General features: G+C 36.7%; 10 protein-coding genes. 4 read left to right on the forward strand and 6 right to left on the reverse strand.

The annotated features are described in order from the left end of the window. Nucleotides 1-40: 40 nt before the first annotated feature. From ACQKEV_RS03770 to ACQKEV_RS03790, 5 genes are all read right to left on the reverse strand, one after another. Nucleotides 41-1687, reverse strand: a complete 1647-nt coding sequence (locus ACQKEV_RS03770; RefSeq protein ID WP_427443501.1) for a class II aldolase/adducin family protein — start codon at nt 1685-1687, stop codon at nt 41-43. Between the two features lie 100 nt (nt 1688-1787). After that, on the reverse strand, nt 1788-2852 hold the full coding sequence (lsrB, locus tag ACQKEV_RS03775) for an autoinducer 2 ABC transporter substrate-binding protein LsrB (protein WP_427443503.1): 1065 nt from the start codon (nt 2850-2852) through the stop codon (nt 1788-1790). A 24-nt stretch (nt 2853-2876) separates the two neighbouring features. Then, a complete protein-coding gene (locus tag ACQKEV_RS03780; protein ID WP_427443505.1) occupies nt 2877-3878 on the reverse strand; it encodes an ABC transporter permease in 1002 nt (333 codons plus the stop codon). Then, nucleotides 3850-4875, reverse strand: coding sequence for an ABC transporter permease (locus ACQKEV_RS03785; protein WP_427444819.1), 1026 nt, complete (start codon nt 4873-4875; stop codon nt 3850-3852). Before ACQKEV_RS03785 ends, ACQKEV_RS03780 begins: the two co-directional genes overlap by 29 nt. Before the next feature lie 8 nt (nt 4876-4883). Continuing rightward, complete coding sequence (locus ACQKEV_RS03790; protein ID WP_427443507.1) at nt 4884-6410, reverse strand: sugar ABC transporter ATP-binding protein; 1527 nt, start codon at nt 6408-6410, stop codon at nt 4884-4886. A 252-nt stretch (nt 6411-6662) separates the two neighbouring features. Here ACQKEV_RS03790 and ACQKEV_RS03795 point away from each other — a divergent pair, with 252 nt between their 5' ends. From ACQKEV_RS03795 to ACQKEV_RS03805, 3 genes are read left to right on the forward strand one after another with little or no spacing between them, the layout of a single operon-like run. After that, nucleotides 6663-7601, forward strand: a complete 939-nt coding sequence (locus ACQKEV_RS03795) for a sugar-binding transcriptional regulator (RefSeq protein WP_427443509.1) — start codon at nt 6663-6665, stop codon at nt 7599-7601. Nucleotides 7602-7606: 5 nt separating this feature from the next. Then, nucleotides 7607-9172, forward strand: a complete 1566-nt coding sequence (lsrK, locus tag ACQKEV_RS03800) for an autoinducer-2 kinase (RefSeq protein WP_427443511.1) — start codon at nt 7607-7609, stop codon at nt 9170-9172. A gap of 15 nt (nt 9173-9187) precedes the next feature. Next, complete coding sequence (locus tag ACQKEV_RS03805) at nt 9188-9556, forward strand: cupin domain-containing protein (RefSeq protein ID WP_427443513.1); 369 nt, start codon at nt 9188-9190, stop codon at nt 9554-9556. A 127-nt stretch (nt 9557-9683) separates the two neighbouring features. On the opposite strand, the gene ACQKEV_RS03810 is transcribed toward ACQKEV_RS03805, so the two are convergent. Next, nucleotides 9684-10373, reverse strand: a complete 690-nt coding sequence (locus ACQKEV_RS03810; RefSeq protein ID WP_427443515.1) for a hypothetical protein — start codon at nt 10371-10373, stop codon at nt 9684-9686. A gap of 992 nt (nt 10374-11365) precedes the next feature. On the opposite strand from ACQKEV_RS03810, the gene ACQKEV_RS03815 reads away from it, so the two are divergent. Then, a complete protein-coding gene (locus ACQKEV_RS03815; protein ID WP_427443516.1) occupies nt 11366-13177 on the forward strand; it encodes an SEC-C metal-binding domain-containing protein in 1812 nt (603 codons plus the stop codon). Nucleotides 13178-13309: the final 132 nt, after the last annotated feature.

Raw genomic sequence — 13309 nt, forward strand, 5'->3', positions numbered from 1 at the left:
TTGCTATGCAGGACCATTAGAACTTTCGTATGGGGAGATCTTAATTGCCCAAGATAGAAAGAATCCCTTTTAATGCGGTTTGATCTGACCAAACATTCATAATGCAAGTAGAAGTCAACTTAAGGTCATCAGAAACATTCAAGTTGCTAGCATTTGTTTTAATAACGAAACCGGTAAGTTCTTGGATTTCGAATATTTCATTTAACTTATTTAGTTGATTACTAGATAGAGTAGAGTTGTTTCCCATGATCACTCCGTCTAATCCACCATATTGCAGGATTGCTTTTTGAATGGATTGTTCAATGCTGTCATTATGATCGACTAGTAATAGTTGAGTACGATATGTGTCACGAATAATGCCAAGGCTTTCAGTGTAATTGGCTAACACAATTGCATGGGCACCTTTTTCTAACACTTTCTCTAACACTGATTCTTCTTGCTGGTCACTTACGCCAATAAAGAACAAGATATAGCCAGCTAAATTTGGAACAGGGGATGAAAGACTTAACTTGTATAATTCTAGTGGCCAATAGTCGATATCGAATGCCTGTTCTTCTGTAAGGTTTCTACTAGAGTTAAACATGTCGAGAACATTTGCAGCACCTTCGTGAGAGTGCTTTGCAATCTCTGTATTTCTTTGGGCTTCTTTTAAAGAGATTCCCGCTCCAAAACACCCAAGGCCAGGAATTAGACCCACCTTTGGATTGATATTTCCATGCATATCAAACCCTTTTGGGAGTCTTTCCAGGTACTTATTAAAGTATTTTTTATACGCCTCTTGAAAGGATTGGATGGTTTCTTTACAATCGTCGACCTCTGAAATAACAAGTGAGTCTTTTCCAATTCTTAAAATGTGTTCCAGTGTTGATCTTCCACCGGTTGCGATTTGTATAACATCATTTCGGTTTGCTAAATTCAATTGTTCCTCATCTATCGTAATAATTTGTTTCTGGTTCAGAGAGAGCTGACCACGCAAACGAAGTAGAAGTTTCTCGATTTGATCAGTTTTTAACTTAAGATGAATAGTCGTATCTTTTTTTGTTTTATGATTCTTTATATACTCTTGAGCTTTCTTTTCTAACTCGATCGTTTTTAAATAAGATTCTTCATGAGTATTACCCCAAGTGACAAGTCCATGATGCTCCAAAACGACCGCATATTTATCTGAAAACTGTTGGACAATCTTTGAAAGCATGAATCCAGGGCGATAATAGGGGACAAAGGCAACGTCATTTCCTAAAGCTTCATGAATGACTTCTTCAGCATTCCCGTGATTTGTTAATGTACAAATTGCATCCGAGTGAACATGGTCGATATGTAGAGCTTCAATAAAAGCATGAAGTAATGTTTCAATTGAAGGTCTACGTTCAGCAGCGCTTACCATACTCTTTGCAAGGTAGTCCACCATTTCCTCATCAGACATATCATCTCGATCTAATAAGGGAAGTAATTCTTCCAGATAGAGACCGGAAAAGTCTTGTTCGGTAATACTTTTTAGATCACATCCGCTTCCTTTAATTCGTAGAATTGTATGTTTTTTACCCAAGTGGTCTGTTTCAATAATCTTGCTGGAGGTATTCCCCCCACCATATAATACGAGATTTGGATCGCTACCTAATAATCTTGATCGATTGACCAACTTGCTGATTTCATTTTCTCCTGGTATCGTAAATCCTTGTGTACCCATGAAAATTCCTCCTTCATAGAATTTGATTTAAGGGGATTGAAACAAGATAAGAGTAGAAATTTTAATTAAATAAAATTTCTACTCTTACGAACAAGTTTACTTAGAAGTCATAATCGTCAACATTTTCCTTCGTAAATATAACGCGTTCAGGTAATAAAATAATCCCACTATCAGCAGCGGTATACTCGTATCCTTGAATAGAGTTCGGCTCAATTGTAACTTCTCCGATACCAGGCACTTCAAATGTATCTCCTACTTTTAATTCTTTCCCCTCAACCGTCATTAAGTAAGCTGTATAAGCAGCAATAGCGCCTTGCTTTTTAACATCCCATAAGCCAAATTGTTTAACTGTATCCCGTTTGACATAGTCTCTCATGACATTGGGAGTGGAGAATCCAGTGATAATGACTTTTCCATCCATACTTAGGTTCTCTGCGGCTTGTGCCATTGCAGGTAATGCAGTGGCATCCGGAGCAAAAACGATATCAATATCAGGATATGTTTTCAAGATACCTTCGCCAACTGTAAGGGATTTTTGTGCGTCATTTTCACCAAATTGTGTCGTAACGATTTCCCAACCTGGGTGTTTTTCGGCAATATAAGCCTTCGCTTTTTCAACCCACTGATTTTGGTCAGTAACAGTCGGACTTGAATAGAAAAAGGCAACTTTCGCTTTTTCTTTTTTCAATTGATCCGCACCCATATTCACTAATAGTTCCCCTAATTGCTCAGGAGTTCCTTGGTTAATATAAAAAGATCTGTGCTCAGGATTTACATCTGAATCCCAAGTGATAACTTTCACACCACGTTCTTTTGCACGGTCCAAAGCTTGATTCAACCCATCGACAGAAGTCGAAGAGATCATTAGTGCGTTGTAACCTTGATTGACAAAGTTATTAATATACTTTACTTGCTCCGCAACAGATGCTTCACTAGGACCGTCGTATTTTAGTTGTACATCTAGAGAATCCGCCATTTCCTTGGCGCCAATACCACCAGATGTAAAGAAACCAACACCAGTTAATTTTGGAATGAAGGCTAATTTAACATCCTCTTTCTTGATGGTTTCATTTTCCTTCGGAGTTGCATCATTTCCAAAGCAACCGGACATAATGACCAGCATTATTGCGGTGATGAACATCAAAAGCAATTTATTTCTTTTCATAAAACGCTTTCCTCCTTTATATTTTTAATTCCTTTGTTCTCTGCACTTTTTTTTGTAAAATAGCTGTTTAATATAATTTAAGTCTATTTGTCTCATTAGGACGGCTACTATTAGCATTACTCCAACAACAATAGTTGTTTGTTCGCTTGGCATTCCCGAGAGTTGAAGACCGTAATTCATCATTCCAACGACAATACTTGCAATTGCTGTACCTAAAACTGTACCCCGTCCTCCTAAAATACTAGTTCCACCAAGCACGACTGCCGTAATGACTGGTAAAATGGCTTGCGTACCTAAATCAGATCTTGCAGAACTGAAATAAGATGTTAATATTGCACCGCTTATACCACCTCCTAAACCTGCTAAAATGTAGGTGCTTAATACGATCCATTTGGTTGCAATACCACTATATTTAGCAGCCTTACTATTGATGCCGACTAAATATACATTGCGTCCATACTTAGTAAGGTGGAGTAAACCACCAAAAAACAGTAAGATAAATAGCATTAACCACATTGAATTTGGAAGACCAAATGTTATTCCGTTCGCGATTTGAACGAACGAGGTTGGAAATCCACTAATCCCTTCATATCCTGTAGCACTGGAGCCGCCTGAAATGACAAGGGCGATTCCTGCGAACAAAAACATGGTTCCTAATGTAACAACGAGAGGCTGTACATCGGTAAATGCTACGATTAAACCATTCAGTAAACCGGCTAAAGCACAAATAAATATGGCGATGATGAGAGCTATCCAGACATTGAGACCCCCCAGCCAAAGAACGCCAATCGTAATTGAGGACAACCCCATGATTGAACCTACAGAAACATCGATACCACCAGTGATAATAACAAAAGTCATAGGAATGGCTGCGAGTCCAATATAAGCAAAGTCATTCATACTGAATAATAAGTTTTGTAAATTTAAGAAACCTGGAGTAAGTATGCTGAAAAAAAGTAATTCCCCTATTAAAAACACAAACAGGAAAAGCTCCCATTTAAGTAAGCGCTTTAGTTTGCTTTTCATGTTTACTTTCCTCCAAAGTGATTTTCTTTTGACTCAAATTCTTTAAGTTTTTATGTGTACCTTTTTTAAGTCGTTTTTGGAACTGTGAATCTCCCACGACGATTAATAGGAGTAATAAACCTGAAATAGCACTATTCCAATAAGCTGGCATTTTCATATAGACAAGAGAACTATTGATGATCGTGAAGAAAATGGCTCCTAGTCCAGCTCCTACGACACTCCCAATTCCACCAGATAGACTAACTCCTCCTAACACAGCCGCCGCAATAACTTGAAGTTCAATACCACTACCAGTTTGGTTCGTAACGAAACCAATATTCATTACATAGATTAGACTGGCGAGAGATGCTGATATACCAGATAGAATATAAGCAAGAACTTTAACAATGTTTACCGGTAAACCCACTAATTCTGCACCATCTGCATTATCACCAACTGCATAAAAGTATCGACCGAATTTTGTTTTTGACAAAAAGAGATACGAAATAAAAATTAATAATGCACCAATCCAAATGGGTAGGGGGATACTCAATACTTCTAATCTCGCAAATTTTTTATAGTAATTAGGTATATCTTCAATCCACATTCCTTTTGTATATAGGAGCATAATGCCGCGTACAATTCCCAACATTCCTAAAGTCATAATGATCGCGGGTATTTTCAAATAAGATACTCCAATTCCATTAATTAGACCGATACCTGCACCAACGCAAATGACGATAAATATAACAAAACCTAAATTTGCTCCACTTGTAAGAAGAGTTCCGCAAACTGCTGCTGATAAACCCATAATCGAACCGACAGAAACATCAATATTTGATGTGAGAAGGACGAAAGACTGCCCTATAGCCAGTATCAATAAAATAATACTTCCATTTAACAGTAAAACGATCGTGTCCGTGGATGTAAATTCGCTATTGATAGATCCAACAAAAAGAAAGTAAATGACCATTAATATGATGATGGATAATTCTCTCACTTGAATCGCTTTTGCCAGTATTGACTTCATGAGGGCAACTCCTTTTTTATTCCAAATGCTGCTGAAGTTATGCTGTCGACCGAAATTTGTCCTTTCTTAATTTCTTTCTCAATTAACCCCTCATGTATCACAAGTACTCGGTCGCTTAGTTCTACAATTTCTTCTGAGTCAGATGAAATTAGCAATACAGCTAATCCTTTTTCTTTCAACTGATTGATAATGCCATATATGTCCGCTCTTGCACTAGCGTCAATACCACGTGTCGGTTCATCCAAAATAATCACTTTAGGCTCGGTGGCTAAGTATTTTGCAAGTACTACTTTTTGCTGGTTTCCACCAGATAAATCGCTCAGTTCTTGCTTAGTTCCATCTGTTTTTATTTTGAGATCTTCAACATACTTCTTGGTGATTGTGTCTTCTTCTTTAGATGAAATAAAGATTCCTTGTAGCCGATCTAATAGTGTTGAGGTTATATTTTTTCGAACGGATGTAATTCTGAAAATTCCATGAGCATGACGATCTTCTGGAACATAAGCCATCCCAAGATTAATTACTTTTTTTATGGAAAGTCTTTTTATTTTTGTTCCGTTCAATTCAATTGTGCCGGATTCGTATGGTTCGATCCCGTAGATTGCTTCAGCTATTTCTGTTCTACCCGCACCAACAACACCTGCTATTCCCAATACTTCCCCTTCATGAACGGAAAATGAGATATGTTGAAATTTCTTTCCGCAAAGAGAATCTACTTTCAAGATTGGTTTTCCGATTTGTTCTACAAATCTGTTTTTGTTCTCATTAAGAGTGGAACTATCTCGTTTATTATCCTTAAGTAAATTAAGTTTCATATTTGTGGGGACTAAACCATCCAACAAACGCTCATAGGTAAACTCTGAAATAGGACCTTGGGCAGAAATCTTACCATCTCTTAATACTGCAACTGAGTGAGACAACATAAAGATTTCAGAGAAACGATGTGTTATATAAATAATGCCAATGCCGTTATCGGAAAGTTGCTTTATATTATCAAACAAAGAATTAATTTCATTGTTCGTCAATGTGGACGTCGGTTCGTCCAAAATTAATATTTGAGCGTCACGGACAAGTCCACGTAATATTTCAACCAGTTGTTGTTCTGCAATGGATAAGGATAACCCTAATTGGTTAATGTCAATATCCCACCGAACCCTTTCGATTACCTGTAATATTTTAGTTCTTTGTTCTTTTAATTTTCCTTTAAGCCCAATCGTGATATTTTCTTCAATCGTCATATTTGGAAAAATTAAAGGTTCTTGAGGAACTAAGTAAATGCCGTGTTTATGTGCATCACTTGGATTGGAAAAGCGTACGGCTTTTCCCTTAATCAGCATTTCTCCACTATCAGCCTTATAAAGACCAGTAATAATTTTCATTAATGTTGATTTCCCAGCACCATTTCCACCGACCATCGCGTAAATTTCGCCTTTTTTCAAAGCAAAGTTAACGCCGAGTAGAACATGATTGCCGTTAAATTGTTTATGAAGATCTTTGATTTCTAATAAACACTCATTTCCCAAGTGAATCCGTCTCCTTTCACAAATTGAACATTTAATAAAAACGAATTACTTTTGTTCTGTCATTAGTGTATGCATTTGTTTCGGTTAATTTAATTTTATGTTTTGGAAAACACTTACATAAGTAAATAACCAAAAGAAATATTTGGGGAAATCCTTATTTTTATGCATATTAACAAATGTGTAAAAATAGAATAAATTTTAAAATTAATCATTTGTAATAAAAAAAATCAAATGTTCAAAAGGAGGTGCATGATGTTAACTCAAGAAGTATACATTGATTCATTAGCGACTAAAGTGGCTTGGTACTATTACAAAGAGAATTTGACACAAACAGAAATTGCCGAAATTATGGGATTAAATCGGGTTAAAGTTGTCCGGTTATTAGAAAAAGCAAGAATGGAAAATATTGTTCAATTTCATATTAAGGGGATTGAAGTAAACTGCTTGGAATGTAAGAAGTCATTGATTGAACAATATAATTTAGATGATGCAATAATTGTTCCTACACCAAAAAACAAAAAAGAAATTCGATTAACGTTAGCAAAAGCAGCCGCACAATTGCTTCAAGATATGATTATGGATAATGAACTTGTGGGGATGGGTTGGGGAGAAGCTGTTTCACATACGTTAAACAATCTCAACATCGAATCATCAAGAAATATTTCGGTTGTAACATTAACAGGAGGTGTTAATAATTACATCCAAAAACGTAATAGTGGAATTAATCAGGGATTTAATGGCCCTATTTACGCTATTCCATCTCCATTTATCACTTCAACTGAAGAAATCGCTGAGCAGTTTTTAACTGAACCGTCTGTTAAAGAAATTCTTGAACTTGCCTTACTATCAAAATATGCAATTGTTGGAGTTGGTAGTTTATCTCAAGAAGCTACGATTTTCCAAGAAAATAAGCTGACACTTAATGAAGTTACAACTATAAAAAATCTAAATGGTGTTGGGGATATCTTAGGACAGTTCTATGATCGAAATGGGAATCTTTTGGATATTCCATTACACAAAAGATTAATAGGTACTCATCTTAGTAAATTAAAAGAGATGAATGTCATTGCAGTTGCTGGGGGACAAGAAAAAGTACTAGCAATTTATGGAGCATTAAAAGGAGGATATATCTCAACATTAATTACAGATGAAGAAACAGCAGTTCAATTGATTACGTTAAAGGGGGAATAAAAGTAGTGGATTTTCTTCTAGCATTTGATGCGGGAACCGGTAGCGTTAGGGCTGTTTTGTATAACAACAACGGAGAACAAGTCTGTGTGGCACAGCAAGAATGGACCCATCTCTCAGATTCGAATTATCCAGGTTCAATGGATTTTGACTATATTAATAACTGGAATGTCATTGTTCAGTGCATTACAGAAGTGTTAACAAAAGCAGCGATTGATCCAAAATTAATAAAAGCTGTTAGTTCCACCAGTATGCGAGAAGGATTTGTGCTATACGATAAAAGCGGACGAGAATTATGGGCATGTGCGAATGTAGACGCTCGTGCCGATCAAGAGGTAGCCACTCTAAAATTTAAAAATGGTCAATTGGAAAGAGACATATACAAATTGTCAGGCCAGACTTTTGCTTTAGGCGCTGTTCCGAGATTATTGTGGTTGAAAAACCATAAACCCGATATATTTGAGAAAGTATGTTCCATTACGATGATAAATGATTGGATCTTATATAAGCTTTCTGGAGTACTTCAAATAGATCCTTCAAATGGATGTACAACTGGAATGTTTGATTTAATATCAAGAAAATGGTCCCATGACATATCCTTATTTTGCGATATCGATAAAAAAATCTTCACGAATGTAAATGAAGCAGGAACGATAATTGGAAATATTAATTCTTCTGTAGCACAAACAACAGGGTTAAGTGAAGAAACATTGGTTGTGGCAGGAGGAGGAGATGCTCAACTAGCGTCAGTAGGCGTTGGTGCGATTGAAAAAGGTCAGGCAGTTGTTTCTGGGGGCTCTTTTTGGCAGCAGGAAGTAAACATCGATGTACCTATTGTTGATTCCAACAGTCGAGTTCGTATTAATTGTCATGCAGTTCCAAACTTATGGCAAATTGAAACAATTGCTTTTTTCCCAGGTGTTGTAACTCGTTGGTTTAGAGATAGTTTTTGTGACAAAGAAATAGAGGAAGCAAATATAATGGGAAAAGATTTTTATGAAGTAATGGAAGAGAAGGCAAAAGATGTTCCTGTAGGTTCATATGGAGTCATCCCGATTTTTTCTGATATTATGAACTTTATTTCTTGGAGACACGCTGCACCTTCCTTTATTAATTTGAGTCTGGATCAAAAAAAATCCGGAAAACACGTGTTATTTAGAGCACTGCAGGAAAATGCCGCAATGGTGACGTTGGGGAATTTTAAAATAATTGAAGAACTCACTGGATACTTTCCGAAAGAAGTGATTTTTGCAGGTGGAGCCTCTAAAGGAGAGTTATGGAGTCAAATTCTTGCGGATGTGCTAGGAATTAAGGTGAAAGTTCCGGAAATTAAGGAAGCCGCTGCTTTAGGAACAGCATTATATGCCGGAGTAGCTAGTGGCGTATTTGAGAGTATTTCCGAGGCTGTTCAACGAGTGGTCCAATGGGAAAGAGTATATGAACCTAACATGGAACATCATAAAAAGTATCAAGAATTATATGAGACTTGGCGTAATGTGTATATCGAACAGTTAAAATTAGCTGATAAAAATATTACAGAGCATATGTGGAAGGCACCGGGTCTTAATATTTGAGGGGGGATGATAGAAATGAAAAAAGTGAATGAAAACGATTTTGAATATCGTTTTAAAGATCACGGTCCAAAGTACTTAACAAAAGGTCCTAACGTAGATGTAGGCATTGTAGTCTTGAAACCCAGTCAAGATTTCCAAAATCATTATCATACTACTTGTGAAGAAATTTTTTATATTTTGGAAGGTGAAATTGACTTCTATATTAATAATGAAAGAGTAGAAGTAAGACCAGGTGATATGCTTCAATGTTCACCTGGAGATACACACTATTTGATTAATACATCGGCTTTCGATTTTAAAGCATTATTTGTTAAATCACCACATATTTCAGAACGAGATGTAGTAAATGTTGAAAATCCAGTTGTTAAAAATGTTATGGAGTAGTGAATTTTATTTATCTTAATTGAACCGCCGCATACCGAACGGTACGTACGGTGTTGTGAGAGGACGGGAGTTAATCACTCCCTCCTACTCGATTAATCAAAGGATACGAAAAATTTCAAAAATGGTTTTAGCTCGGCATATGACTACTTATATATTCTTCGAATTTTACGTAATCTTCTTTATCCTCTTTTATAAATGCGGAACTAATAATAATTCTTCTAAGGTTTCGTTCTTCTGATGATATAAAGCCTTTCATATAAGTAAAATCAACTCGCTCATACTCACATATCATCACATCGTCGTGCCACTTACCAGCACGTAACTGGTTGAAAATGTAATGTACATATCTTTTATCTATATTGTTCCAAATTCCGAACTTTCTATCTTCAAATTGAGTTACTATGTCCTTAGTTGTTAACAAAGTTGAAGTATTCTCCCATTCTCTTTTATCTAGGTGAAAATTTACGTATTTTTCCCATCTATTCACAAGAGAGTCGCTACTTATTGCTGAACGAATATGGTTAAGTATAAGATGTTGTTGCTCGCTTATATAACCTTCATCAACTAAGAAATCAATGAAAGAAATTTCAAGCAACCGATGTGTGTCGGGTGTTTCACCTTTAAGAATATTACGGATATTAAATAAATATTCGACATAATCATAATCTATTAAATTTGAGAAATCGATTTGTTCTTCTGAGTTAGTCTCGTTCATTGAATCCGTTACTTCTTTATTTTGTGCTATTGTATTTGAGCCAAAGGGTAGAATTATACTTGGTTCCTCTTTTGTTAAGAAAGCCTTTAGTTTTCCAAACATTAATTGAAACTCCCTCTTATAAATAACCTTAAATAAGTTATAAATATATCCATTAAATTTTCCAACAAAGAATTAATCTAATTTTGACCCACATTTACTACAATAATAATCACCAATCCCATTTGGATAGTCACAATCAGGACATTTCACAACAAAACGAACAATTTTGTTTAAAAATTTCATAGTCTTTATTACTCCCTTATAATATGTTTTTTTTACTATATAAGTATATTATAATTAATCTAAAATTCACAGATTATTTTATCTTGGTAGGTGAAAACACACAATATAGAACGTAGGAGATAGTCGTTCGAAAAGTAATAGGAAATTTCACTAGGGGTCCATTTGGTATAGTAAAATATTGTGAAACAAGGATATATATATATGTATTTTCAGGAAGAATTACTGATGTAATTATATGGTAGATTAATTGTTACGTTAAAAATTTAGAAATAGAATCAAAAAAAAGAAGATTTACAATGAGATAGAAATTATCTTGTTATTATACAGCATTATTTCTAATTACTATAAGCTTGCTCTGAAAGTGAAGAAGCAACTAGTAATACTAGCAATGAAAAATAAAAACGGGTACTACGTAAAAAATTATTCAGATTATAAACGAGAATTTGCATATTATTTTTCCTGAAAGTTGTAGGCAAGCCGTTTTTAAAAGAACGCCTGAATAAATCCTCAGTCTTGTAAATTGTCATAATTTAAGTGGTGCCACCCATGAAAATGTTGGAGAAGATTATTGGTGAACAACTTTGATATTTATCCTTTTTCTGTTTTTTCCTGTTGTGCACATGCAAATATCAACTACAAATTCCCAATGGGTGGCACCTTGACGTTGACTATCCAATTGAAATTATATACGAAATCAAAAAGCGGCCGACATTGCATCGGCCGCTTCTTTTTTAATGAACAAATTGTTTAGGGGCAAGCACCTATGTTACCCTTATTTATAGAATGAAGTAGGAAAAGGGTGGCGTATTATGGTCGGAAGAAATGATGCCTGTCCTTGTGGGAGCGGGTTAAAATATAAAAAGTGTTGTGGTAAAACGAATATTGTTAATCTATCAAATGTGATCGATGGAGAACTTGAACGCATTATGGAAGGTTTCGCTAACGAGGGACTGAGTCCACGTGTATACGGTGAAATGGATGTACGTGTACGAAAATGGATGTCCGAACTTCGGTCTACATTTGAACCGGAATTAATCGAAGCGATCTCGATGGATAGTTACTATTATCTGGAGCATGCAGACATATGGACTGGCTACTTAGATAAACAAATTGCGAAACAGCGCAGACAGCAAGTCATAAATGTGTTGAAAGATTGGAGACAACCTTTCTTGTTGCTTGGTAAAGTGACTGGTGTGCAAGGTGAGCGGTTGGTCGTGCGGGACGAGCTTAGAAATGAAGACTATACAATGCCTGGGGGAGATTTGAAGTCCGTTATAGGAGAATGGTTATTTGGCATTGTGCTTCTTGACCCTCGAGAAGGCGAGCGAGGTCTGGTCGGGACAAGTGGTATTGTGTTCATCCCTAAAACCAGATCATCATTAGTTGAACAATTAATCGGAAAGATGACAGCGAAGGACGTAGACTATCTGGATTTATATACGTCATTCGGTCGCGTCGAAGCTCAATTTTCATTCACGCCTTTCCAAAATAGAATCATGCATATGGCTGCGCAATATATGGATCAGTACGGTCATGATAAAGAAATGGTTGAGAAACTATTGAGTGCCTTTTTGCTGGAACATGGCGTCAAAGCGAAGAAACCGGAAGCTGTGGCTGCTGGAGCCATTCAAGTGGCTTACGAATTCGGGCTGGTGAGTCCTGTTTACTCAACGATGAAAGATCTCGCGACTTATTTTGGCGTATCATCCGCTACCGTCTCGAAATACAGAGACCAAATCGGAGATTTCTTAGTCGAAGCTGCTGCCACTCATTCAAACGAACCGCCAGTCATCTTAATGGACATGGGGACGGATCCGCGTGGAACAGAGCGATTCATGTGGGAAATGGCGATGCGCGTTAAGCACCAGGAGTTTGATTCAGCAGAAGAAATTAACGAGTTTATGCAAGGGAAAATGAATGAAGCCTATGTGCCGGCAAATGATGAGGAAAAGGTTCAGCTACTTTGCTATCGAGCTTATGAAGCCGATTCAGAAGAAGAGCGCATTAAGCTTACGAAAATGGCGGCTGATATAAATCCAGAAGCAGCCGATGTCCATTTGCTATTGGCTGAACAAGAAACGAATCCACTCGTCGTTGAAAAACATCTGTTAAAAGCGATTCGTTCAGGTTGGAAACAATTTAAACAATCGTATGAACATCCTTGGAACTACGTCTTGAACCGTCCATATATGCGTGCGCTTTTTGCCTATGGGGCTTGGTTGATGACACAGCAGCAGAAAGCTGTCGAAGCTATGGACCAATTTGAATATCTCATTGAACTTAATCCAGGTGATCATCAAGGAGCAAGTTGGTTGTTGGTAGGCGCGTATGTGAAGCTAGGCCGTTATGATGATGCACGTGAATTGTTGCACAACATCACGTCAGGAGAAGATAATGCCGTAGTGGACTATATGGATATTCTGATTAACCAACTGGAATACAAAGAAGTGGATATGTCGACCCGGTTACGTGCGGAGAAATTGAACCGTCATGTGAAGACCTTGCTTGCAGAAAATCGAAATCCTGGACCATTTCCGAGATCGATCACTATTGAACCAGGAAATGTAGATGAAGCGAAGTTGATTCATTGGCTGTTCCATTGGGTTATGGCAAAAAAATAGACAATTGAAAGGAGTTAAGTGACTACGTCGCTTAACTTCTTTTTGGTATAAGCAACCCTTCCTAGTTGAAAACGCAAAAGGTACGGCATCGATCCACGGAAGATAGGACTCAAGTAGCATTTTGATTCTTTG

It is taken from the genome of Paenisporosarcina sp. NPDC076907 (genome assembly GCF_050269735.1).
Taxonomy (GTDB): Bacteria; Bacillota; Bacilli; order Bacillales_A; family Planococcaceae; genus Paenisporosarcina.